At 38.9% G+C, this 23,593-nt stretch carries 23 protein-coding genes; 11 read left to right on the forward strand and 12 right to left on the reverse strand.

The window, feature by feature from the left end:
* Positions 1 to 154 precede the first annotated feature (154 nt).
* A complete protein-coding gene (locus GQR54_RS12885; protein ID WP_166378119.1) occupies positions 155 to 523 on the reverse strand; it encodes a response regulator in 369 nt (122 codons plus the stop codon).
* Between the two features lie 364 nt (positions 524 to 887).
* Here GQR54_RS12885 and GQR54_RS12890 point away from each other — a divergent pair, with 364 nt between their 5' ends.
* Both GQR54_RS12890 and rdgC read left to right on the forward strand, forming a co-directional pair.
* A complete protein-coding gene (locus GQR54_RS12890; RefSeq protein ID WP_166378121.1) occupies positions 888 to 2,657 on the forward strand; it encodes an ATP-binding protein in 1,770 nt (589 codons plus the stop codon).
* Between the two features lie 368 nt (positions 2,658 to 3,025).
* Positions 3,026 to 3,943 carry a recombination-associated protein RdgC gene (gene rdgC / locus GQR54_RS12895; protein ID WP_007587156.1) on the forward strand — a complete coding sequence of 306 codons (918 nt, stop codon included), beginning with the start codon at positions 3,026 to 3,028 and terminating at the stop codon, positions 3,941 to 3,943.
* A 384-nt stretch (positions 3,944 to 4,327) separates the two neighbouring features.
* Here the strand turns inward: rdgC and GQR54_RS12900 are convergent, their stop codons facing one another.
* A complete protein-coding gene (locus GQR54_RS12900) occupies positions 4,328 to 4,564 on the reverse strand; it encodes a YgjV family protein (protein WP_002962663.1) in 237 nt (78 codons plus the stop codon).
* Between the two features lie 288 nt (positions 4,565 to 4,852).
* Between GQR54_RS12900 and GQR54_RS12905 the strand changes: the two genes are divergently transcribed.
* Positions 4,853 to 5,509 carry a Crp/Fnr family transcriptional regulator gene (locus tag GQR54_RS12905; RefSeq protein ID WP_002962665.1) on the forward strand — a complete coding sequence of 219 codons (657 nt, stop codon included), beginning with the start codon at positions 4,853 to 4,855 and terminating at the stop codon, positions 5,507 to 5,509.
* Between the two features lie 47 nt (positions 5,510 to 5,556).
* Here the strand turns inward: GQR54_RS12905 and GQR54_RS12910 are convergent, their stop codons facing one another.
* Together GQR54_RS12910 and pepB are read right to left on the reverse strand one after the other, a co-directional pair.
* Positions 5,557 to 6,123 carry a phosphoribosyltransferase family protein gene (locus GQR54_RS12910; RefSeq protein ID WP_007377478.1) on the reverse strand — a complete coding sequence of 189 codons (567 nt, stop codon included), beginning with the start codon at positions 6,121 to 6,123 and terminating at the stop codon, positions 5,557 to 5,559.
* A gap of 183 nt (positions 6,124 to 6,306) precedes the next feature.
* Positions 6,307 to 7,602, reverse strand: coding sequence for an aminopeptidase PepB (gene pepB, locus GQR54_RS12915; RefSeq protein WP_024589754.1), 1,296 nt, complete (start codon positions 7,600 to 7,602; stop codon positions 6,307 to 6,309).
* A 123-nt stretch (positions 7,603 to 7,725) separates the two neighbouring features.
* Here pepB and sfsA point away from each other — a divergent pair, with 123 nt between their 5' ends.
* The 8 genes from sfsA (at position 7,726) to GQR54_RS12955 (ending at position 14,163) form a co-directional block, all read left to right on the forward strand.
* Positions 7,726 to 8,445, forward strand: a complete 720-nt coding sequence (gene sfsA, locus GQR54_RS12920) for a DNA/RNA nuclease SfsA (RefSeq protein ID WP_024593694.1) — start codon at positions 7,726 to 7,728, stop codon at positions 8,443 to 8,445.
* 316 nt (positions 8,446 to 8,761) lie between these two features.
* Complete coding sequence (gene dksA / locus GQR54_RS12925; RefSeq protein WP_024611520.1) at positions 8,762 to 9,205, forward strand: RNA polymerase-binding protein DksA; 444 nt, start codon at positions 8,762 to 8,764, stop codon at positions 9,203 to 9,205.
* Positions 9,206 to 9,225: 20 nt separating this feature from the next.
* Positions 9,226 to 10,170, forward strand: a complete 945-nt coding sequence (gene gluQRS / locus GQR54_RS12930) for a tRNA glutamyl-Q(34) synthetase GluQRS (RefSeq protein ID WP_166378122.1) — start codon at positions 9,226 to 9,228, stop codon at positions 10,168 to 10,170.
* 78 nt (positions 10,171 to 10,248) lie between these two features.
* A complete protein-coding gene (pcnB, locus tag GQR54_RS12935) occupies positions 10,249 to 11,730 on the forward strand; it encodes a polynucleotide adenylyltransferase PcnB (RefSeq protein WP_007587164.1) in 1,482 nt (493 codons plus the stop codon).
* A 4-nt stretch (positions 11,731 to 11,734) separates the two neighbouring features.
* Entirely contained in the window at positions 11,735 to 12,220 is a 486-nt protein-coding gene (gene folK, locus GQR54_RS12940; protein ID WP_007587165.1) for a 2-amino-4-hydroxy-6-hydroxymethyldihydropteridine diphosphokinase, read from the forward strand.
* 30 nt (positions 12,221 to 12,250) lie between these two features.
* Positions 12,251 to 13,045, forward strand: coding sequence for a 3-methyl-2-oxobutanoate hydroxymethyltransferase (gene panB, locus GQR54_RS12945; RefSeq protein ID WP_007587166.1), 795 nt, complete (start codon positions 12,251 to 12,253; stop codon positions 13,043 to 13,045).
* Positions 13,045 to 13,893, forward strand: coding sequence for a pantoate--beta-alanine ligase (panC, locus tag GQR54_RS12950; protein WP_007587167.1), 849 nt, complete (start codon positions 13,045 to 13,047; stop codon positions 13,891 to 13,893). The genes panB and panC overlap by 1 nt, the downstream gene beginning before the upstream one ends.
* Before the next feature lie 33 nt (positions 13,894 to 13,926).
* Positions 13,927 to 14,163, forward strand: coding sequence for a hypothetical protein (locus GQR54_RS12955; protein ID WP_007587168.1), 237 nt, complete (start codon positions 13,927 to 13,929; stop codon positions 14,161 to 14,163).
* 70 nt (positions 14,164 to 14,233) lie between these two features.
* On the opposite strand, the gene GQR54_RS12960 is transcribed toward GQR54_RS12955, so the two are convergent.
* From GQR54_RS12960 to GQR54_RS12995, 8 genes are all read right to left on the reverse strand, one after another.
* On the reverse strand, positions 14,234 to 15,202 hold the full coding sequence (locus GQR54_RS12960) for a phosphate ABC transporter substrate-binding protein PstS family protein (protein WP_010554592.1): 969 nt from the start codon (positions 15,200 to 15,202) through the stop codon (positions 14,234 to 14,236).
* Between the two features lie 115 nt (positions 15,203 to 15,317).
* On the reverse strand, positions 15,318 to 16,625 hold the full coding sequence (gene phoR, locus GQR54_RS12965; protein WP_007587170.1) for a phosphate regulon sensor histidine kinase PhoR: 1,308 nt from the start codon (positions 16,623 to 16,625) through the stop codon (positions 15,318 to 15,320).
* A 65-nt stretch (positions 16,626 to 16,690) separates the two neighbouring features.
* Positions 16,691 to 17,380, reverse strand: coding sequence for a phosphate regulon transcriptional regulator PhoB (gene phoB / locus GQR54_RS12970; protein WP_006791869.1), 690 nt, complete (start codon positions 17,378 to 17,380; stop codon positions 16,691 to 16,693).
* 992 nt (positions 17,381 to 18,372) lie between these two features.
* The gene (gene fba / locus GQR54_RS12975; protein ID WP_007377491.1) at positions 18,373 to 19,437 is read right to left on the reverse strand and encodes a class II fructose-bisphosphate aldolase; all 1,065 of its coding nucleotides are present in this window, start codon (positions 19,435 to 19,437) and stop codon (positions 18,373 to 18,375) included.
* Between the two features lie 201 nt (positions 19,438 to 19,638).
* Positions 19,639 to 20,814, reverse strand: a complete 1,176-nt coding sequence (locus GQR54_RS12980; RefSeq protein WP_166378124.1) for a phosphoglycerate kinase — start codon at positions 20,812 to 20,814, stop codon at positions 19,639 to 19,641.
* 64 nt (positions 20,815 to 20,878) lie between these two features.
* Positions 20,879 to 21,895, reverse strand: a complete 1,017-nt coding sequence (gene epd / locus GQR54_RS12985; protein WP_002961528.1) for an erythrose-4-phosphate dehydrogenase — start codon at positions 21,893 to 21,895, stop codon at positions 20,879 to 20,881.
* Positions 21,896 to 22,073: 178 nt separating this feature from the next.
* Positions 22,074 to 22,736, reverse strand: coding sequence for a peroxiredoxin-like family protein (locus tag GQR54_RS12990; RefSeq protein WP_166378126.1), 663 nt, complete (start codon positions 22,734 to 22,736; stop codon positions 22,074 to 22,076).
* 79 nt (positions 22,737 to 22,815) lie between these two features.
* Positions 22,816 to 23,544 (reverse strand): SIMPL domain-containing protein, encoded by a 729-nt coding sequence (locus GQR54_RS12995; protein ID WP_166378128.1) that lies wholly within the window; start codon positions 23,542 to 23,544, stop codon positions 22,816 to 22,818.
* Positions 23,545 to 23,593: the final 49 nt, after the last annotated feature.

Genomic DNA, 23,593 nt, shown 5'->3' on the forward strand with positions numbered 1-23,593 from the left:
ACCGACCTATGCCACTATCCAGTAAGAATGATGGTTGTAATAATAATGGTCAGTACGCGATTAATTGTTTTCATATGTTAAGACTGCCTTAACAAAGGCTATGCTGTCAACCCTAAATTAAAAGATAAAACAGCCTTTTTTAACATGAAAAAACCTAATGAATGCCAAATTTATGCAGAATCTCATTCAGCCTAGATTTATTAATAGGCTTATTAACAAAGTCTATAGCTCCAAGTTCTATAACTCTGAACTTCATTTTTTCTTGTATATCGGCAGAAATCACTAACACAAAACACTCTATTTTTTCTGTTTTTATAGTCTCGAGTACTTGTATACCATCAACTTCAGGCATGGTTAGGTCTAAGCACAGTAAATCAAAGCTTTGTGCTCGTAAAAGTTCTAGAGCGTACGCTCCATTTATAGCTTGTTGTATTTCTGCGTCTATACATTCGTTTAAACACCGTACAACTTGCTTACGAGCAACTGCAGAATCATCACAAACTAATATCGAAAATTTCATCATGTTTACTACTACACAACCATTAAAGTTATTAAAAGGCTATTAAAAGGTTATTGAAATAATGCCTTCTTTTGCACTTAAGATACTTTAACACGTTCCTAAATACCCAACACATTAATAATTCAATTCAATGATAGATATAGAATAAATCTATTTTTTTATGGTTAACGAATCAAAGCGACAATCCTTAGCAGGTAACTAAATGACTAATCTATAACTTCGTTTGGCTACTTTGATCTTACATACCAGTTTTACTAATTAAAGTTACTAAACATTAACTTTTTTATTTATTTTTAGAGGTTTATTGACTAAATTTTAAATAATTATAGTAACGTCATAAAAATAACAAAGGATGTACAAGTCACCCATGTTAAAGAAAAGCCTTTCAAAAAAGCTACTGACTAGCGTTTTATCCGTTTATTTTTTACTTACCTTTGTAGTGACTTGCGGACAGGTGCTTGCCGAGTACCTCAACACTAAAGACTATATTCGTGACGAATTGAGTACATTACAAAAAACTTTTAGCCGTAGCTTAACGCGTGCAATTTGGGAGCTTAATACTAAGCAAACAATTACAACGGCAGAAGGTTTACTCGCCATCCCTATGATTGAGGGAATTATTGTTCGTGACGACAGCGGCGAAATTATTTCACAGTTAGGACGCTCGCTCGATATACACAAGCTTTATAACCAACAGTTAGTACAAGAGGAAGTTATTTTAGAAGATAGTAAATCAGGTTTATTTGGTTACACCTTCCCACTTATTTTTGAGTTTTCAGGTCGTGCTACCCAAGTCGGCGACGTTACCTTATTCTCAAGTCGAGAAGTTGTATTTAGTCGCATTATGGTATCAATCTACTTTTTGATTGGTAATGCGATGATTAAAACCACTTTTTTGATCATTTTATTTTTAATGGCATTTAGAAAACTTCTAACAGACCCTCTAGCTGAGCTCACTGAGCAACTAGAAAATTTAGAACTAGACGAGCTAGAAGGTCAACATATAGAAATAGAAACAGAAGAACATAATGAATTAAAAGTGATGGAGCAGTCATTTAACAATCTTATAGATAAAGTAGTTCAGTATAGAAAAGAGCTTGAGCACACCCAAAAAGAACTCATTATAAGTAACGAAAAACTCGATCATCACAACATACAACTTGAACAAGACGTAGCCCGTAAAACATCCAACTTAAGCCAAGCAATGATGGATTTACAGCAGCAAAAATACGAACTCGAAAAGCAAAAAATTGTCCTCACCGAAGAAGTAGACTTACGCCGCAGCACAGAGCAAGAGTTAATTACAAAGCAAACTGAATCTCAGCGCTATATAGAAGAGTTGAGCCTTGCACAGGAACGTTTACTAGGCACAGAAAAAATGGCTGCGCTAGGCGGACTTGTGGCAGGTATTACACACGATATAAACACCCCTATTGGGATAGGTGTAACGGCAATATCATTTTTACAAGAACGCTTAAATAAACTCGAAAATGCTTATACCGAAAAAACACTTTCGCCAAAAGCACTAGAAGAATTCATTAACGAAGCAAAACAAAGCACAAGCTTACTAACCACTAACTTAGATAGAGCTTCGGAGCTTATAGCTAGCTTTAAACAAATAGCGGTCGATCAAGCCAGTGAAGCAGTAAGAACCATTAACTTTAAAGATTACACTAACGAAGTAATACGCTCACTGCACCCAAAACTAAAAAAGACATCCCATACTATAAAATTAGAATGTCCTGATGATTTAGTTTTAAATCTACCTGCTGGGGCTATAAGCCAAATTTTTACTAACCTAATTATGAACTCACTTATTCATGGCTTTGAAGGTAAAAGCAACGGTGTAATGGATATTAAAATAAGCGCTGATGACACCAACTTAACTATTGATTACAAAGATGACGGTAACGGTGTTACTAACGAGCAATTAAAAAAATTATTTGACCCATTTTTTACTACCAAACGCGATGAAGGCGGTAGCGGATTAGGCACCCATATAATGCTTAATTTGGTCAAGCAAACCCTTAGTGGCTCTATTGATGCAACGAGTGAACCGGGCAAAGGTCTGCGTTACTATATTCAATTTCCGAAGAACATGGCTAAGCCACTGCCTATTTTTGATAAATATGAATAAATAAAAGTATATGCATTAAATTATTAGGGCGTGTTGATCTTTGGTGGTTGAATTTGCAGCAACATATTTGGTTTTTAGGCAAGGCAGAGCCTATGTAGTGTGGTTATTTCCCATAAATAGGCGATAACGCAGCATAAATACCAAACATGCGCTGCCCTTTGGGTTCTTTCTAGGGACGATTAACTCTTTGTTGCTCGGTTTTTACTTAGTCCACTAGGTTACAAACCTCGCGCCGCGATTTAATCGCCCCTAGATTGAACAAATTTCAATCCATAAAGTTCAACACGCCCTAGTAACAAATCAGTCATTTCGAGATACTGTTTTTATTGCTATGATTGTACAAATTTTTCAAATGGATCAATTCCCCTATGTGGTTTAGTAACCTTATTTGTTACCGCTTTAAGCAAGACGTTTCATATACTCAAGAAGACTTTGATAAAGCATTAGAGCAAGATTTATTTCGCCCATGTACTGGTCAAGAGCTTGCAACATTTGGTTGGACAAAAGCGTTTGGAAAACATGGCGATACGCTATCGCATTTTTCTCAAAAAAGTATTCTAGTTTGCGCTAAACGCGAAGAAAAAGTACTCCCTGCTTCTGTCATTAATGAACTAGTTGCTGAGAAAGTTGATCTGATAGAAGCTGAAGAAAACCGCCCAGTTAAAAAGAAAGAAAAAGACGAATTAAAAGAAAACATTCTTCATACTCTTCTACCTCAAGCATTTAAAAAGTCGAGCTTACAATTTGCCTTTATTGACCAAGAAAACGGTTGGGTTGTTGTAAATAGTGGCAGCTTTAATAAAGCAGAAGAGCTACTAGCACTACTTCGTAAATCGTTAGGAACGCTTCCGGTTGTACCTGCGTTTGCTAACTACGATCTAGATGTGTTTTTAACTGATTGGTTAACTAACTTTAGTACACCAGAAGGTTTTGCTATTGGCTCAGACGCTGAACTTGAAGAAGCAGACGACAGCGGCGCGCAAGTAAAGCTTAAAGGTCATGATCTATCGTGTGATGAAGTTAAATCGCATTTAGAAAGTGGTAAACGCGTAACTAAACTTGCGCTTGACTGGCAAGAGCGTCTTAAGTTTATGCTGCAAAACGATGGCTCTATCAAACGTTTAAGCTACTCTGAAACTCTAAAAGAAGAAAACGCAGATATTCCTAAAGAAGATATGGCTTTAAAACTTGATGCTGACTTTATTTTAGCTTCTGAAGAAATAAAGCAATTACTTGAAGAACTAACTGCAGGTTTAGGTGACGTTGAGGATTTAGAAAAAGCGTAAATACCATAGTACCAACCTACATAAATATTTAAGCAATTTAAATAGCATATAAGCAGGTTGGTATAACAGATAAAAATCCGATAGCGGTTTACTGCTATCGGATTTTTTTATGAAATTTAGAAGCACTTATTTATATCTTAACCGCGAACAGAATTTAGCTAACGATCGACGTATTAAAACCTAAGGTAATCATCTTTCGAATAGGAGATTACAGCATGATTCAAAGGTTCAAAGGTTCAAAGGTTCAAAGGTTCAAAGGTTCATCAAGGTAAGTTATGTAGAGTGATATGAGATTATCTATATGCGCTTCAAGCTGGACTGCACAAAAACTGAAGTTTTGATTTTAATTGAAATCATTAACTTATTTTGTGCAGATAGCTCATTTTAGCTTTTAGCGTCTTCAACTTTAGGTTGGCGATATATTTTTATAATGTGATATAAATTTACAAGCGACAATAAGCCGTTGGTAAAAATAACAGGCACTGCGCCAATGGCAACACCGTATGCAGTAAATACAATACAACCAAACATATTGTACCAACGCAGTTTTACTACATCTGTCATTGTTAACGATGCAACCAATAAAGCTGATGCAATATAACCTAAATATTCCCAACTCAATTGTTCTCTCCTAGCCTTTAGGTTAGCATTACATGTACTGCTATCTTATGGCACTTGTAAGTATTGCAAAGTTACAACAAAATAAAAAAGCTAACCTGCTTAAAAAACCTGAAAAAGTTTGCCAGAAAATACCAGCAAATTCTTAAATCATTACACGGGAAATGAAGGTAAAATAATACTCTTAGCAAAGCTAATAATATTAGTAGCAAGTTAGCGTAAATTCTTAGTGTCTTAATGCTATCGTCATTAAGATGTAATAAATAGGACAAATGTCCGAAGAGCACATTGATGTTTCAATACCATTTTTCTAGTTACCTTGTTGATCAGCTTTTAACCTTTGCCGGTAGCAGCTATCAACAATCAAAAAAAGAAGTTCTGATCCATCAAGATCAGCCTTTAAGCAAGCTTGTGCTTGTACGCAGTGGCACTGTGTCGTTTAGTTACGACGTAGGTAATGGACGACGCCTGCTGTTAGGACAATTGGATTGTAACAACACCCTTATTGGTGAAATAGAAGCGCTAAATAATAATCCATGTATTTATACGGTAACGTGCTTTAGCGATGTAACTTATAACCTTATTGAATTAAGGCATTGGCGTGCTCTACTGCTTGAAAAACCAGAACTAAGCTTATACACCGCACAAACTATTGCGGCTAAGTTTCAGGAAAACCAAAAAATCAATTTAGATAAGTTATTACTACCACTTAGCTATAACATAGCTAAAGATTGCTTACTAAGAGCCGAAAACAACAACCCTACGCTACTTAGAGCCTACCCAACTGTAAATGCTGAAGCTGAACGTTTTGCTACCACTGAGCGAGCTTACAGGCGTGTTGTTACAGAACTTGTAGAAAAAGGCTTGGTACTTAGAAGTAACGATGGCTTACAAGCAGTCGATATACCAAAACTAAGTGAGTACGTAGATAGCTTTGCTCAGCTTTAAAATAAAAAAAGGCCTTACGGCCTTTTTTTATTTATGCAAATTACTAATTACTTCTCTAGCAAAATGTCATGAATTTTCGCAAGATCAGATTTACCAGCAATAATTTCATCCGGTGTTAAACCCGATAGTTCATGCGGGAACACTAACCACTCTTCAGATTCATGAATATAATAATCTGGAACAGTGTCTACTTTTGAGTTTTTTGGCTTGTAGTACGGGCATGCAATACGAATATCACGTGGTAAGTTTAAGCGCATAAGCTCTGAAAGCTTTTCTTTTAATGCAACAATACTACGACCTGAGTCAAATACATCATCAACAATTAATAATGAATCACCTGCATTTGCGTTCTCTACAATGTAATGTAAGCCGTGTACTTTAATTTCTTTCGACTGTTTACCAATACCGTAATAAGACGATGTACGTACTGCAATGTGGTCAGTCTCAATGCCTTTGTAATCGTAATATTCTTGAACAGCAATACCGATCGGTGCACCACCTCGCCAAATACCAATAATAAAATCAGGACGAAAGCCATCTTGGTATACTTGTGCCGCTACGCGGAACGAATCTTCAAGCAGCTGTTGAGCTGTGATGTAGCACTTATCTGACATAATTAGAAACCCCAGTGGTGGATATAAGATTTGAGCGCAGCTTAGAGTTAAGCAAAAATTAAACTCAAACAGGTATTGGCTACTGATTTTACCGTAAATGAAATAAAATTGCTTGCCTGTAAAATAAAAAATAGGCACCAAAAGGTGCCTATTTTTAGCGTAAAAAGCGTAATTTAGTAAATATTATGCTTTTTCTTGTAAAGTACGAGCAACTGTACGCATACCTTGAGTTGTTGCACCCGCTGCCCATTGACTTGTACTGCCCATGTTAAATGCAGCCGCTAAATCGATGTGTACCCAGCCTTTGCCATCGTTTGGCACAAAGCGCGATAAAAAGCCTGCAGCATTCGATGCACCGCCATAACCGCCACCTTTTTGTGCACGGCTATTCGCCGTATCAGCATAAGGAGATGGGCAGTTTTGTTGATGCCATTTTTCAAGAGGAAGTGGCCAAGCAGCTTCCATTTCTTGAGATGCAAAACTCTCAACTTCACGTACAAGTTCTTTATCAAGTGCAAATAATGCATTGTACTCTTGGCCAACAGCAACAAGCGCTGCGCCAGTTAGTGTTGCTGCATCAATAATAAGTGGAGCGCCAGTCTCCCCTGCTGCCATTAGGCCATCTGCAAGTACTAAGCGACCTTCAGCATCGGTGTTTACAATTTCAACTGTCGTGCCATTTTTATAAGTAAGAATGTCACCTAATTTGTATGCATGACCCGAAATTAAGTTCTCAGCACAACATAAAAACAGTTTAATACGTTTTTCAATACCACGGTTAATAGCCAATGCTAAACCTGCAGTTACTGTTGCAGCGCCGCCCATGTCGCACTTCATACCAAGCATACCTTCGCTTGATTTAATTGAGTAACCACCTGAGTCAAACGTAATACCTTTGCCTACAAGCGCTGCACTTACTGGTGCATTTTCGTCGCCTGTTGGGTTGTAATCAAGCTCAAGCAATACTGGTGGGCGAACACTACCGCGACCAACAGCATGAATACCAATCCACTGTTGTTCTAGTAACGCATCACCTTTAATAATTTGGTAACTTACATGCTCAGGCGCTAATGATTGAATAAACTCAGCCGCTTTTTCAGCAAGGCTTTCTGGGTAAATGTCATCGGCAGTCCCGTTAACCATTTCACGTGCCCAAATTGCTGACGTTTTTAAGTGAGCAAGTTCTTTAATATCTGATTGTGCGTTATCAACAAACTCAACACCGTTTAACGATTTTGGTGTTACAAAGCCTTGATAAAAAGCCCATTGGCTTTCTGTACACCAAGCATCGCCTGCTAATTCAACGTTTTTAATACCTTGGATTGCAATAGTACGACCAGCTTTTTGAACATTTTTCAATGTTTCTTGCTCAGACAAATGAACAGTTGCACCGCGCTCATTAAAAGACAATGACGCATTATCGCCCCAATGACTCGCTGCTGCTTGTTCGCTTAGTTGAACAACAAATTTTTCACTCATGTTAGAATCCCCTTGCACTTAAATGTGCCACCGAGTTTACTATAGAGCGCTTAAGTTCCCAACAGCTTGAGATAAATAACATAAACCACACTGCTGTGCAGTATTTACGCTTTGGAAGTTATCATGAAGTACACGCCAACTCTGCAACCTGCCACCTTATTAAAACGCTACAAACGCTTTTTAGCTGATTTACAATTAAGTGATGGCAGTGAATTTACCGCCCACTGTGCTAATACAGGTAAAATGACGGGATGCGCAGAGCCGGGTTTTGCTGCTTTTTATTCCACAAGCGATAACGCAAAACGAAAATATCCGCATTCATTAGAGCTTACGCAAAATAACTTATTGCAGCTTATTTGTGTAAATACAGCGGTGGCCAATAAAGTAGTAGAAGAAGCAATAAACAATAATGTGATAAGCGAGCTACTCGACTACAGTCAATTGCAAAGCGAAGTAAAGTACGGCAGCGAAAACAGCAGAATCGATTTTTTACTCACAGACGAAAATAAGCCTGATTGCTACGTAGAAGTTAAATCAGTCACATTATTAAGCGAAGATGCACCACAAAGCGGGCAAGGCTACTTTCCTGATGCGCAAACACTGCGCGGACAAAAACATATTCGCGAACTAATAGAAATGATCGAACAAGGCCACCGAGCAGTATTACTGTTCGCTGTTTTGCATGAAGGAATAAATACAGTAAGTGCAGCTGCGCATATTGATAAAAAATACGCCACGCTATTAAGCCAAGCAATAATAGCCGGCGTTGAAGTATTAGCATACAAGGCCACAATTTCTGCTAATGAAGTTTTACTTCATAAAAAAATAGTATTTGCACAATAGTGTATTAAACCAAGGGATTGAACTAAGCGTAATTTGAAAAATAAGCAAAGTACTCAAATTAAAAAAAGTTATACAAAGTGAATTATAAAAATTAACTTGTTTTTAAAGCTTTTGCCCACATAACAAGGCAAGTTTTAGAAAGCGAATATGTGAATTAATTAAAAGTGTAAATAGACTATTAATACACTTTTCACTCAGTAAGCATGGTTGAAGCTAATTCGATTAATTAAAAATAAATTTGCCTAGGATATAAGATTCTGTTATTTATACCGCCGGCTAATGCTGAGGCATTAAATTAAGGATTTAGGAGAGAGTTATGCCAGACCAAAAGAAACATGGTTTATTGGCTCAAGCCGGTTTAGAACCATACCAAGAAAAACCAGGCGAAGAGTACATGAATGATGCACAACGTGCTCATTTTAGAACGATTTTAGAAACTTGGCGTAATGATTTACGTAACGAAGTTGATCGTACTAAATCGCACATGCAAGACGAAGCTGCTAACTTTCCTGACCCGGTTGACCGCGCTGCACAAGAAGAAGAGTTCTCTTTAGAACTTCGTACTCGTGACCGCGAACGTAAATTAATCAAAAAAATTGAAAAAACAATTAATTTGATTAAAGAAGATGATTTTGGCTTTTGTGAGTCTTGTGGCATCGAAATTGGCATACGTCGCTTAGAAGCACGTCCTACTGCCGATTTATGCGTAGACTGCAAAACACTTGCAGAAATCAAAGAAAAGCAATCTGGACGTGGCTAATTAATATTTATTAATTAGTTATGTCTCCTACAGCCGTTACTGCGCCTATGCGTAAATATCGCGGTCGTTTTGCACCGTCTCCTTCTGGGCCATTACATTTTGGCTCACTTGTAGCGGCTGTGGGTAGTTATCTAGATGCAAAAGCTAACCAAGGAGATTGGTTAGTTCGTATAGAAGACATTGACACTACGCGCGTGGTTAAAAACGCCGACTCCGATATTCTTAATACCTTACAAGCCTACGCCCTGCACTGGGATGAATCTGTTGTATATCAAACGCAGCGCCTGCCTTTATACCAAGATATTACCCACTCACTTTTAAAACAAAAACTTGTTTATGGTTGCACCTGTACTCGCAAACAAATAAAAGCCATTGGCGGTATTTATCAGGGGCATTGCCAAGCACTTAATCATAATACTCAATCCGGTGCGCTTCGCTTAGTTCAGCAACATCCAACGACTCAATTTAATGACTTAATTCAAGGCGATATAACGGTAAATAGCGCCCTTTCCCATGAAGATTACTTAATTAAACGCAGCGATGACTTATTTGCATATCAACTTGTTGTGGTCGTCGATGATATTGATCAAGGGATTAATCGAATTGTAAGAGGCGCTGATTTAATTGAGCCAACCGCACGGCAAATTAGTTTATTTAAACAACTCGATAGCCCTGTGCCTGAATTTGCTCATTTACCTTTAGCGGTTGCCAAGCCTGGTTTCAAATTGTCTAAACAAAATTATGCTCCTGCCATTAGCAAACAAAATCCAAAGCCTGCTTTAATTAGTGCATTTGAATTTTTAGGATTGCCTGTTATAGCTGATTTAATCGATTTAAATATTGAACAATTAATCGCTTGGGGAATTAAAAACTTTAGCTTAAAACAGGTACCACAAGTATCCGAAATACAAATTTCTCAGCATCCACGTAGTCAGAAAGTCCAATTTACACATTTAAGTAAATAAAATAGCTAAAAACGGCTTAATTTCAACACATCAACTTAATTTTTAAACCCTGCTGGTATATGATAGCCGCCTAAATATATGCTAATTACGTCAAACAGCTTGTACTGGGCTATAACCGCCCCATTTGCTGTAACTTTTGATTGCGATGCAGAGTCAATCACACCTTCTAGGAGACAGACTATTATTTCCAAGCTTTTTCAATTTTGCCGACAAATAATCGGCCCGAATACCAGTGCCGAAAGCGCTTCTGTAAGCAGTGAACCTATTGTTGTCACTCGTGGTGAGCATGGTATTTCTCGCAAACAATTTAGCCCAAATGCAATCAAAGTATTATACCGTTTAAAAGACGGTGGCTACGATGCCTACCTTGTTGGTGGTTGTATTCGCGATATATTGTTAGGCCAACAGCCAAAAGATTTTGACGTAGTTACTAATGCCACGCCAGATCAAGTAAAAAAACTATTTAGAAACTGTCGCCTTATTGGTCGTCGCTTTCGTTTAGCACATATTGTATTTGGCCGTGAAATTATTGAAGTGGCGACTATGCGTGGCCACCACGAAGCCCAAGAAGACAAAAATCAAATAAGCCAATCAAGCGATGAAGGCCAATTACTACGTGACAACGTATTTGGCAGTATTGAAGAAGATGCAGAACGCCGCGACTTTTCAATCAATGCACTTTATTACTCAATCAAAGATTTTAGTATTCACGATTACGCCAACGGCTTAGCGGCAATTAAAGCTAAACAAATTGAGCTAATCGGCGACCCTGAAACGCGTTACCGCGAAGACCCTGTTCGTATGTTACGTGCAGTTCGCTTTGCTACTAAACTTGATATGAGTATTGCGCCTAAAAGTGAAAAGCCAATTAGCGAGCTTGCAAGTTTGCTTGATAACATTCCGCCAGCACGTTTATTTGAAGAAATTCTTAAGCTGTTTTTAAACGGCAAGGCCGAAGCTAACTTTTTAATGCTGCGTAAATACGGCTTATTCCGCTCACTGTTTCCTGAGCTTGATAAAATCTTAGATAAAAATCCAAGTGGCTTAGAACACACGCTTATTCAGCAAATGTTTCAAAATACCGACAAACGTATTAATGCAGATAAAAAAGTAACACCAGCGTTTATTTTTGCCGCACTACTTTGGTTCCCGCTGCTTGAACGTACTAAAAAGATTCAAAGCCAAGAACAACTTGCAGAATACGATGCTTTCGCACAAGCAATGAATAAAGTACTAAGCGATAACTCACAACACATTGCGGTTCCTAAACGCTTTACTTTAGGTGCTCGCGATATTTGGCATATTCAGCACCGTTTGGATAAACGTGCAGGCCAACGTGCTTACAGACTAACGCAGCAACCTCGCTTTAAAGCCGCCTACGACTTTTTACTCTTACGCGTAGATGCAGGCGAAACACAGCACACTGAGCTTGCCCAGTGGTGGACACAATACTTAAGCCAAGATATAAACGGCCAAAAAGAGATGGTTAAAAACTTAGGTCACCAAGGTGGTCCTAAGCCTCGAAAGCGCCGTCGACCTACTAAAAAGCCAGCTGAGTAATAACATGCACTGTGTTTATTTGGGTTTAGGTGCCAACCTAAACTCACCAAAAGAGCAGCTTGATAACGCGGTAATCGCGCTTAAAAAGCTGCCTAATTGTGAATTTATAAACGTATCGCATTACTATGCAAGTAAGCCTATGGGCCCACAAGATCAACCAGACTATATCAATGCAGTAGCGTGCATTAAAACGACCCTTGAGCCAGAGCAATTACTTGATTTAACGCAACGTATTGAACTTGAGCATGGTCGAGTAAGAAAGGCTGAACGTTGGGGTCCACGCACTCTTGATATAGATACTCTATTATTTGATGATCAAATTATAAATACGGTGCGCTTAACTGTGCCTCATTATGGTTTGAATAATCGCGAGTTTGTGGTTTATCCACTATTAGAGCTTGCACCTGAACTTATTTTACCTAGCGGCATTGCATTAAAAACCATTGCAAATAATTTACCGCTCAACGACTTACAACAATTACCTCTGTAATTAACCTAGGCTTTTGCCTGCGAGGATATTATGTCTAAAATAACCGTTTCTACTTTAAATAAAATGAAAGCAGAAAATAACAAAATTACTGCATTAACAGCCTACGACGCTAGTTTTGCAAAGTTATTTCATGATAACGGCGTTGAAGTTATTTTAGTGGGCGACTCTTTGGGCATGGTACTACAAGGCGGCGATGACACCCTTGGCGTAACCAATCAAGATATCGCATATCATACCCGCTGTGTCCGCGCTGGTAGCCGCGAATTATTTGTAATTGCTGACTTACCTTTTATGACCTACTCAAGCGTAAGTGATACTTGTAAAAATGCAGCTGAGCTTATGCGCGCTGGCGCAAACATGATTAAGCTTGAAGGCGGAGAATGGCTTTACGAGAGCATTAAAACGCTTACTCAACAAGGTATTCCAGTTTGCGGGCATTTAGGCCTTACACCACAGTCAGTACATGTATTTGGCGGCTTTAAAATACAAGGTCGCGAAGAAGATAAAGCACAAAAAATGATTGATGACGCAAAAGCACTAGAAGCTGCTGGCGCGCAATTATTAGTACTTGAATGTATTCCAAGTGCACTGGCAAAACGCATTACAGACGCCCTAAGCATCCCAACTATTGGTATTGGTGCGGGCAGTTTAACTGACGGCCAAATACTGGTAATGCATGACCTGGTTGGTATTTCAGCAGGTTACATTCCTAAATTTTCTAAAAACTTTTTGCTCGAAACAGGCAATATGCCTGCAGCCGTTCAAAAGTATTGTACAGACGTTAAAAATGGCGCGTTTCCAAGCGCTGAACACGAGTTTAAATAATGCAGTCAATTACTGAAATCAGATCGTTACGTAGTCAAATTAAAGCATGGCGCCAAGCGGGTCTTAGCGTGGCACTTGTGCCAACGATGGGCAACTTGCACCGTGGGCATTTTTCGCTAGTAGAAAAAGCAAAAAACTTAGCCGATAAAGTCGTTGTGAGTATTTTTGTTAACCCAATGCAATTTGGTGCTAACGAAGATTTAGATAACTATCCTCGTACACTAAACGAAGATAAACAAGGCCTTGCAGAACTAGGCACTGATATTGTATTTACCCCAAGTGTAGAGACAATTTATCCAAATGGACTTGGCGCACAGAGCTTTGTAGATGTGCCTGATATTTCATTAGGTTACTGTGGTGGCTCACGCCCTGGTCACTTTAGAGGTGTTGCCACGGTAGTTACAAAATTATTTAATCTTGTACAACCCGATTACGCCTGCTTTGGTGAAAAAGATTTTCAGCAACTGCAAGTAATTAAAACCATGGCGCGCGACCTATCAATTCCGGTTGAAGTTATTGGTGTACCTACAATGCGAGAAGTTTCTGGCCTTGCTATGAGCTCGCGTAATGGTTACTTATCTGATGAGCAAAAAGCGACTGCAACCGTATTATTTAAAGCACTTAATACATGCGCTGAGCAACTTAAAAGCGGCGAAAAAGACTTCGTAAAACTTGAAAGCTTAGCTAAACAGAGCTTAGAGCAAGCTGGCCTAAAGCCAGACTATTTTGAGATTGCTCAACGAGATACATTAAAAACTGCTACAATCGAAGATACTCAATTTGTTATTTTAGCCGCAGCCTATTTTGGTGGTGTTAGATTGATCGACAATATTCAAGTCGAAATTTAATATTATTGCGACTCCATTTTAAGGATAAGAAGCATGCACACTTTAATAAAAACAAGCGTAGTCGCCCTTACTTTTGCACTATTAGTAGGTTGTCAAAACCAAGTTGAAAACCCTGAAATGAATCAGTGTGCTCAACAAAATTACCAATGCGAAAGTACATGTGAACAGCAAACAACTGCTGAGGGCTTAAAGCAACAAGTATGCTCTGGAAAATGTGTTGAGAGCTATAATCAATGTAAAGCACAAGCCGAAAAATTAGGTAATATTTAATTCCTTAAAGTTTTTAGTTTTAGGCACAAAAAAACCGCTCAGTGAGCGGTTTTTTATTGCCTATGGTTTATTAGTTTAAACCAAGCTTTTTAAGTTCTGTTTTTACTAGCTTTGCAGAAAGTGGTACATAACCATCTTTTTCTACAATTTGCTGACCATCTTTTGAAAGTACCATTCTTAAAAATTGTTCTTCCATAGGTGATAGTGGCTTATTCGGGTGTTTATTCACATAAACATATAAAAAGCGCGATAGCGGGTATTTACCTTGCGCAACGTTATCAAGTGTTGCATCAACAAAGTTATCGCCTTTTTTAGCAAGCGGTACTGTACGTACGCCTGATGTTTTATAACCAATACCAGAGTAACCAATTGCATTTAATGAAGATGAAATTGACTGTACTACCGATGCAGAACCCGGTTGCTCATTTACGTTATTACGGAAATCACCTTTACACAGTGCTTTCTTTTTAAAGTAGCCATAAGTACCTGACACTGAGTTACGTCCATAAAGCTGAACGTCTTTAGCAGCCCAATCGCCTGTTAGGCCGACATCGCTCCAACGATTAACTTGCTCTGGTGCGCCACATTTACGAGTAGATGAAAAAATAGCATCTACTTGGTCAATACGAAGACCTTCAATTGGGTTATCTTTATGTACAAATACAGCAAGTGCATCAATAGCTACGCGAACTTCTGTTGGCTTATAACCGTAACGTTTTTCGAACGCTTCGATTTCTTTAGATTTCATTTTACGGCTCATTGGACCTAGGTTAGCTGTACCTTCGGTAAGTGCCGGTGGTGCAGTAGAAGAACCTGCTGCTTGAATTTGAATATTTACATTTGGGTAAATACGTTTGTACTCTTCAGCCCAGAACGTCATCATGTTGGCTAAAGTGTCAGAACCTACTGATGAGAAGTTACCTGAAACACCACTAATTTTTTGATACTCAGGAATATCTTGGTCTAAAGCAACTGCTTGTGCAGATACGAAAGTTGTAACAGCCACACCCATTGCGGCAACTAAGTTTTTAAATTTCATGTAGGGTTCTCCGGTTTGTTCGTCCCATTTTCTAACTGCTGCCCACTCTAAAGTGAGTACATGACAGTTACATTACTCTTAAATGACACTTTTATGACTTTGCTTTTCAGCCTAATTACTTAGCTAGCGAAACTATCTTATCTATTGAAAATTCGAAAGAAAAACACGAACCTTTGTTAACTTCACTGCTAATATTTAATTTGCTATCGTGGCGCGTTAGTACATGTTTTGTAATCGCAAGCCCTAAACCTGAGCCACCTGTTGTTCTGCTGCGGGCTTTATCAACACGATAAAAACGCTCAGTTAAACGGTTAATATGCTCTGGCGCAATACCATCACCATTATCGGTAACACTAAAACACGCTTTATTGTTTTTGCGCTGCCAACACACTTCCACTTTGCCACCGGGCTTAGTGTAATGAATGGCGTTAAATACTAAATTAGAAAACGCACTACGCAGTTCATCCTCAGAGCCTTTAATATCGAGGGTTTTATCAATATTAAAAATAAGCTCATGGCCTTTGTCTTGATTAATTGAGTTTGCCTCAGTGTGAATATAACCAAGTAATTGCGGCACATTTATAGCTTTATCGTTGTCTTGGCGCCGTGCACCTTCAATACGCGAAAGCGATAATAATTGGCTGACTAAGCTATCCATGCGCTTGCATTGTTCAAGCATAGTATTTTGCGCTTTGTTCCACATTGCTGGCGGCGGCATCATGTCGCCATCCATCATCTCAAGATACCCAGTAACCACTGTAAGCGGTGTACGTAGTTCATGCGACACATTGGCTACAAAGTCTTTACGCATCTGTTCTAGCTGTTTTAAGCGCGTTACATCACGCACAACAACCATAAGTTGCGTGCTTGCATAAGGCATTACCCTAAATTCTAGTACTTGCTCAATGCTATGGCCGTTATCCAGCTCAAGCGCGTCGTCAAATTCACCTTTGTGCATGTATTTGGCAAACTTAGGTTCGCGAATTAAATTATCAAGACGCTGACCATGATCGGTTGGCCACTGCAAACCAAGCACTTTAAGGGCTAATTGATTACACCACACAATACTTAAATCGTTTTGTAATACCACTACCGCATCAGGTACTGCTTCAGCTCCATCGCGAAAGCGACGAATTAAATCAGCAAGCTCATTACGTTTTTTACGATTACGGTGCTGTAGATGATAAATACCTTCAAACACTTGCTCCCATGCACCCTCGCCCTCAGGTGGATTAAAGCTACGTTGATTAAGTAGCCAATCGCTCAAACGATAAAGTTGATGGTAGTGCCAAATAAGGAGGGAAAAAGATCCTAAAAATAAAAGCAAAAATGGCGCGCCAACTAGCACACCAATTAATAGTAAGGGTAAAAAATAGATAAACAGGCGCTTTACTAACGCCTGCTTATTAACAACTCGATACATACACTCACTTTACCTTAGAGTAGTAATACATGCGTATTTCATACATTAGCTAAGCTTTAAGCTGATCACAGCTTACTTGAAAAACGATATCCAGCACCACGTACAGTTTGCACCAAACGGTCATGTCCAAGTGGGCCAATTGCTTTACGCAGACGACGAATGTGCACATCAACCGTGCGATCTTCTACGTAAACATTAGTTCCCCATACATGATCAAGCAGTTGTTCACGGCTATAAACACGCTCTGGGTGAGTCATAAAAAAGTGCAGTAATCTGAATTCGGTTGGCCCCATATCAAGCTCATTACCTTCTGAGGTAACACGATGCGAAATAGGGTCTAAACGCAGGCCATGTACTTCAATAGCTTCTTCTAATGAGGTTGGCGATACACGGCGAATAACCGCTTTAATACGTGCCATAAGCTCTTTAGGAGAAAACGGCTTAGTTACGTAATCGTCAGCACCTACTTCAAGGCCACGTACTTTGTCTTCTTCTTCGCCGCGGGCTGTAAGCATAATAATTGGGATTTGGCGGGTGTGTTCGTTTTGCTTAAACTTTTTAGCAATTTGAATACCGCTTCCACCTGGTAACATCCAATCAAGTAAAACCATATCTGGGTAAGGTTCAACCATAGCTGCAATAGCAGAGTCGTAATCTTCTGCTTCAATTGCTTGAAATCCATTTTGCTCTAAAACAAAAACCAACATCTCCCTGATAGGAGCTTCGTCATCTACGACTAGTACTTTACGTGACATTCCAATTTATCTCTTACGCTATCGAATTAGTTTTCATTATTATGACTAAGTATGACATTTTTATGAAAGTGTAACGTGTAAATTAAAATGGTGGTAAAAAAAACACAAATTAGTGACAAAAAACCTCATTAACGTCATATTTTTAAAACCTTTTTAATATTTAACGTAATAAAAAGAGATTTACGATAAATTTATAAAATAGCTAATTTTTGAAATTATCTGCTTTTTGTCGCTAGTTAAATCATTAAATAATACAAAATTAGTTGGGATCATTGTTTTACTAACCAAGACATTTTTACAGATCGATCGTTTAAAAGCAGCTTTAAAGCCATTTTAAAATCAATAAACCCGCCTGTGTAACAATCAATACGTTTAAAAATAGATCTAAATTTTACTAAGCCCTAAATAAAGGATCATATTTTTACCAAGCCGATCCACTCTCAGATCAGAGTTGTACCTAGTCAAAGCCATAAGTTGTTGATTGTTTATACAAATAAATAACGATCAAATTATCTCAGAGCCCAAAATAGCATTAAAGTGTATTTGGCTTAGTAAAGTAATGATCCGAAAAGGCTGTGTTAGTAAATGCGTGATCCCATAGTACGGCGTTGATAGTACAGCGATCTGATCAATAGAAGCCGTAACCTACAATATAAAAAGGGCTGACATTAAAAAAGCCAGCAACAAAGTTACTGGCTTAGGGCCTGTTGACCTTTCAGGATTAAAATTTGTTCAATCTAGGGGCGATTTAATCGCGGCGTGAGGTTTGTAACCTAGCGGGCTAAGTAAAAACCGAGCAACAAAGAGTAAATTGCCCCTAGGCAGAACCCTTCGGGCAGCGCATGTTTGGCATTTATTCCACGTTATCGCCTATTTATGGGGAATAACCACACTGCATAGGCTCTGCCTTGCCTAAATACCAAACATACTGCTGCAAATTTAACCTCGAAAGATAAACAGGCCCTAATAATGATCAATTATAAATTGATCTATTATCTAATTTTAGGGTCTAGTTCGCCGCTTAAGTATTTAAGGTGCATTTCATCAAGTGAAATTGGCTTAATTTTACTAGCCTGACCAGAAGTACCAAACGAGTTATAGCGCGCAACACAAATCTCTGTCATTGCTTTTGTAGCTTCAGCTAGGTATTTACGTGGATCAAAGTTAGATGGGTTAAGCGCCATATGACGGCGAATTGCACCGGTAGATGCCAAACGTAAATCGGTATCAATATTTACCTTACGAACACCAAATTTAATGCCTTCAACAATCTGTTCAACTGGCACACCATAAGTTTCTGGAATTTCGCCACCGTACTGATTAATAATTTCTAACCACTCTTGTGGAACTGAAGATGAACCATGCATCACTAAATGCGTGTTAGGAATACGTGCATGAATAGCTTTAATGCGGTCAATCGCTAAAATGTCATCTGTTGGTGGGCGAGTAAATTTATAAGCTCCATGCGAAGTACCACAGGCAATTGCAAGTGCATCAACATGTGTTTTATTTACAAAGTCAGCCGCTTCTTCAGGGTCTGTTAGCATTTGCTCAGTGGTTAGTATACCTTCAGCGCCAACACCATCTTCTTCGCCAGCTTCACCTGTTTCCAGTGAACCAAGTACACCTAGCTCGCCTTCAACCGATACGCCACAAGCATGAGCCATAGCAACAGTTTCGCGCGTTACTTCTACATTGTATTCGTAGCTTGAAGGGGTTTTACCGTCGCTCATTAACGAGCCATCCATCATTACTGATGAAAAACCAAGCTGAATTGAACGCTGACATACACCTGGCGATGTGCCGTGATCTTGATGCATAACAACGGGGATATGTGGCCATTCTTCAACGGCTGCTAAAATCATATGACGAATAAATGGAGCACCAGCATAAGCACGTGCGCCAGCTGATCCCTGAACGATTACTGGGCTGTTTGTTTTGTCAGCCGCTTCCATTATTGCGCGCATTTGCTCTTGATTGTTAACGTTAAAAGCAGGTACGCCGTAACCATGCTCTGCTGCATGATCTAAAAGTTGTCGCATACTGATTAAAGCCATTGGGTATTCTCCAATTTATCGACAGTAGTTCCCTACCATCTAGTTTGAACGGATGTGTTAGTTTGGCGTTATAACAACGCCACGAAAAACCACTGCTTTGCAGTAATATTCCGTCTAAATTAACTATTAAATTAGGGTGAGAGGTATTTAATAATTAATTGTCGGTGAGGGCTATTACCCCCTCACCTTACGCTACTAAAATTACTTAGCGCGCGACTCTAGCATTTCAACTGCTGGAAGTTTTTTGCCTTCTAAAAACTCTAAGAACGCACCACCACCAGTAGAAATATAAGAAACTTTATCGGCAATGCCGTATTTATCAATTGCGGCTAAGGTATCACCACCACCAGCAATTGAAAACGCATTTGAGTTAGCAATTGCTTGTGCAATAGCACGTGTGCCATTACCAAACTGGTCAAACTCGAACACGCCAACAGGGCCATTCCATACAACAGTGCCCGCATTTGCAATAATTTTTGCAAGCTTGCTCGCTGTATCAGGACCAATATCAAAAATCATATCGTCGCTTGTTACTTCGCTTACATCTTTAAGCGTAGCTACAGCAGATTCAGAAAACTCATTACCAACAACTACGTCAGTCGGTACCGGAATTTCACCATTATTAGCAATCGCTGCAGCACATAAACGGTTCGCTTCATCCATTAAATCTGGTTCGTAAAGCGATTTACCAACTGGGCTACCTGATGCAGCAATAAAGGTATTTGCAATACCGCCACCGGTAACTAATTGGTCAACAATTTTAGAAAGTGAATCTAAAACGGTTAGCTTAGTTGAAACTTTAGAACCACCAACAATCGCCACTAATGGACGAGCTGGGTTATCAAGTGCTTTGCCTAACGCTTCTAGTTCAGCCGATAATAAAGGACCTGCACACGCCACATCAGCAAATAAGCCAACGCCATGCGTAGATGCTTGTGCACGGTGAGCCGTACCAAATGCATCCATTACATATACATCACACAGTGCTGCAAGTTGCTTAGATAACGCTTCGTCGTTTTTCTTCTCGCCTTTGTTAAAGCGCACATTTTCAAAAACAACAACTTCGTTATCAGCAATATCAACACCGTTTAGGTAATCTTTTTCTAAACGTACAGTTTGCTCAAGGGCATCGTTTAAGTAATCAGCTACAGGTGCTAGCGAAAACGCTTCATCGTATTCCCCTTCCGTAGGACGGCCAAGGTGTGACATAACCATTACTTTAGCACCCATATCAAGCGCTAATTTAATAGTAGGTAGTGCTGCACGAATACGCGCATCTGACGTCACTTTACCTGCTTTAACTGGTACATTTAAATCTTCACGAATTAATACGCGTTTGCCGTTTAAATCTAAATCTGCCATTTTTATGACCGACATGAACATCTCCTTAGTTAACGATACTGAACCTGAAAAATACGTTTAAAATTATTATATTAATAAATTACTTATTCACTGCCATCATAGCACGCGCTGTGTCGAGCATACGATTAGCAAAACCCCATTCGTTATCACACCACACTAATAACTTTATCAGTCGTTTGTGACTAACACGTGTTTGTGTGCCATCAATAATACAAGAATGTGGGTCGTGATTAAAATCAACCGACACAAGCGGCTCTTCGGTATAACTTAAAATACCTTCTAAGCGGTCTTTTGCTTGTGCTTTAAGTGCGTTATTTACTGCGTTTAAATCTACATCGGTATTAACCGTTACACTTAAATCCATTGCCGTGACATTTATAGTCGGTACACGTACGGCGATGGCTTCAAAACGGCCTTTAAATTTAGGTAAAATACGGTCTATACCACGGGCGAGCTTTGTATCAACTGGAATAATTGATTGGCTTGCAGCGCGAGTACGGCGTAAATCATGATGATAACCATCAATCACTTGTTGATCGTTCATCGACGCATGAATAGTTGTAATAGCGCCCGACTCAATACCAAATGCATCATCTAATACTTTAATAACCGGCACAACACAGTTAGTTGTACACGAGCCGTTAGACACAATTGTGTGCTCGCTTTTAAGCTCATCGTCGTTAATGCCATACACAATCGTAGCATCAACATCGTTATCAGCCGGATGCGAAAACAACACCTTTTTAGCGCCTGCAGTAATATGTAACTGCGCATGTTCACGCGAGTGATAAACACCCGTACATTCAAGTACAACGTCTACATCGAGCGTTTGCCAAGGTAATTCAATTGGGTTTTCTTCACAAAAAAGTGCAATGGTATCGCCTGCAACACTAATGGTGTCTTCACCAAGTTTTACAGGAAAAGAAAAACGACCGTGGGATGTGTCGTATTTTAATAAATGAGCAATAGCTTCAGGATCAGCAAGTTCGTTAATCGCAACAATTTTTATATCGTCGCTCAAACCAGACTCGTATAACGCGCGGACAATATTTCGACCAATACGACCAAAACCATTAATTGCAAGTTTGATTGCCATGAAATATAAAATCCACTCTTTTAGCGTGCAGATAAAGGCAATACGCCTTTTAGATGGCTGTATTGTAATCGACCTTGAGCATTATTATAAGAGGGTAGCATTAGAAACTTTAAATTAAGGTTAAAGAGCTTACGCATTGCAAGCTCTTCGATGGTTCTGACTTTTTAAATTAAGTTTTTTATACTAAATTTTTCAATGCGTTAATTATATCTTCTGGCTCAGAACGAGTACGATAATCAACATCAACATAACGCCAAGTCACTTTACCTTGTTTATCTAAAACAAAGGTGGCAGGGATCGGTAAAACACTACTATTGCCATTGTTAACCGACTCTAAATCTAGGCCTCTGTCTACTCGCATATGCTCTAGTAAAAATGTGGGTACTTGCCATGCTACGCCGTAGCTTGCTGCTACATCCGCATTTTGATCACTCAGCACTAAAAAATCCATTTTACTTATTTCATCATCACTAAGTGAGCCATCGGGTACTTGCGGGCTAATAGCCACTAATTGTGCGCCTAATTCGTGAATTTCAGGTAAACGTGCTTGAAGCGCTTTGAGCTGTAAATTGCAGTACGGACACCAACTTCCACGATAAAAAGTAACAAGTACAGGCCCTTTAGCAAGTAACTCGGTTAACTGCACCGATTGACCATGTTGATTTGGTAACTCAAAACTTGGTGCGATTTGGTTTAAATCAAGTGCATTAGCATCTTGTTGAAACGCTTTTGCTTGTGCAATCGTTTCATCAACACCTTTCATAAAATCAGGATTACCTTTACGCCCTGCTGCTATTTTTGCCTCAGTTTGTGCTTTTAACGTGTTATTTTCATCGCTCATAATATGGTTACCTTCAAATTAATCAAAAACTTAAAGCCAGCTTACAGTACGAAAGTGTATTTGGAATGAAAATTTTAGCTTATTCATTTACCTCTAAATCAAACACCACGTTTATTGATGATTTAAAGCTTACCGTTTGTTGTAAATAATTTTTGCGAGCTTTAGGAAATGAATCGCTCATTGGATTTACTCTATCTATTTTTTTAACCGCTGCACCAAAGCCACTGTAAACGCTTTTTTGAGTTGAGCTAATAGTCCGTACTTCACCCACTTTTGTACCAAAGGAGTTAGCAAGCACATTTGCTTTTTCTTTTGCGTTATTAAGTGCTTGTTGTGTAGCTTGTGCTTGTAACAGCTCAGCTTTTGAAGATAAAAACTCAGTATTTTGAATCGCATTTACTTTTAAACTCAATAAAAAATCACTTAAATCATTCACTCTTTCAATATTTTTTAGTGTTACTTCAAAGGTCCTTATAGCTGCGTATTCAGCGGGAGCTTGATGCCCTGTTTCAATGTAATCCATACCCGTTTTTTCAACTTTAACACTTGAGGCAACTACATCATCGGCAGTTATTTCAAATTGATTTAGTCCGTCAATTAGTAAATTAACTTTATTATCAAGATCGTTCTTAGCTGCTAAAGGTTCGTTTTTAATACTTATAATTTGAAATAGTATTTTAGCGATATCAGGATTGGCAAGCACCTCTGCACTACCTTGAACCGAAATTTGACGGCTTGTAGGTAAGCTTGAATTAGCAAAAGTGATGAGTGGGAATAAGGTTAAGAAAATAGTAGTGATGAGCTTCATGATCGTTCCTTGAAGTGATTAGTTAGATAATGATTACGCAACCGTACCT

The sequence above is a fragment of the Pseudoalteromonas sp. Z9A4 genome (assembly GCF_011378845.1).
GTDB classification, from domain to species: domain Bacteria; phylum Pseudomonadota; class Gammaproteobacteria; order Enterobacterales; family Alteromonadaceae; genus Pseudoalteromonas; species Pseudoalteromonas arctica.

Bases quoted from the DNA above. Each gene is read 5' to 3' on its own strand.
- dksA (WP_024611520.1), top strand. From the start codon at position 8,762: ATGCCAGACCAAAAGAAACATGGTTTATTGGCTCAAGCCGGTTTAGAA.
- GQR54_RS12980 (WP_166378124.1), bottom strand. From the start codon at position 20,814: ATGTCGGTCATAAAAATGGCAGATTTAGATTTAAACGGCAAACGCGTA.
- GQR54_RS12890 (WP_166378121.1), top strand. From the start codon at position 888: ATGTTAAAGAAAAGCCTTTCAAAAAAGCTACTGACTAGCGTTTTATCC.
- panC (WP_007587167.1), top strand. From the start codon at position 13,045: ATGCAGTCAATTACTGAAATCAGATCGTTACGTAGTCAAATTAAAGCA.
- GQR54_RS12910 (WP_007377478.1), bottom strand. From the start codon at position 6,123: ATGTCAGATAAGTGCTACATCACAGCTCAACAGCTGCTTGAAGATTCG.
- phoR (WP_007587170.1), bottom strand. From the start codon at position 16,625: ATGTATCGAGTTGTTAATAAGCAGGCGTTAGTAAAGCGCCTGTTTATC.
- sfsA (WP_024593694.1), top strand. From the start codon at position 7,726: ATGAAGTACACGCCAACTCTGCAACCTGCCACCTTATTAAAACGCTAC.
- epd (WP_002961528.1), bottom strand. From the start codon at position 21,895: ATGGCAATCAAACTTGCAATTAATGGTTTTGGTCGTATTGGTCGAAAT.
- phoB (WP_006791869.1), bottom strand. From the start codon at position 17,380: ATGTCACGTAAAGTACTAGTCGTAGATGACGAAGCTCCTATCAGGGAG.
- GQR54_RS12990 (WP_166378126.1), bottom strand. From the start codon at position 22,736: ATGAGCGATGAAAATAACACGTTAAAAGCACAAACTGAGGCAAAAATA.
- fba (WP_007377491.1), bottom strand. From the start codon at position 19,437: ATGGCTTTAATCAGTATGCGACAACTTTTAGATCATGCAGCAGAGCAT.
- pcnB (WP_007587164.1), top strand. From the start codon at position 10,249: ATGCTAATTACGTCAAACAGCTTGTACTGGGCTATAACCGCCCCATTT.
- GQR54_RS12955 (WP_007587168.1), top strand. From the start codon at position 13,927: ATGCACACTTTAATAAAAACAAGCGTAGTCGCCCTTACTTTTGCACTA.
- GQR54_RS12960 (WP_010554592.1), bottom strand. From the start codon at position 15,202: ATGAAATTTAAAAACTTAGTTGCCGCAATGGGTGTGGCTGTTACAACT.
- pepB (WP_024589754.1), bottom strand. From the start codon at position 7,602: ATGAGTGAAAAATTTGTTGTTCAACTAAGCGAACAAGCAGCAGCGAGT.
- GQR54_RS12995 (WP_166378128.1), bottom strand. From the start codon at position 23,544: ATGAAGCTCATCACTACTATTTTCTTAACCTTATTCCCACTCATCACT.
- gluQRS (WP_166378122.1), top strand. From the start codon at position 9,226: ATGTCTCCTACAGCCGTTACTGCGCCTATGCGTAAATATCGCGGTCGT.
- folK (WP_007587165.1), top strand. From the start codon at position 11,735: ATGCACTGTGTTTATTTGGGTTTAGGTGCCAACCTAAACTCACCAAAA.
- GQR54_RS12885 (WP_166378119.1), bottom strand. From the start codon at position 523: ATGATGAAATTTTCGATATTAGTTTGTGATGATTCTGCAGTTGCTCGT.
- panB (WP_007587166.1), top strand. From the start codon at position 12,251: ATGTCTAAAATAACCGTTTCTACTTTAAATAAAATGAAAGCAGAAAAT.
- GQR54_RS12905 (WP_002962665.1), top strand. From the start codon at position 4,853: ATGTTTCAATACCATTTTTCTAGTTACCTTGTTGATCAGCTTTTAACC.
- rdgC (WP_007587156.1), top strand. From the start codon at position 3,026: ATGTGGTTTAGTAACCTTATTTGTTACCGCTTTAAGCAAGACGTTTCA.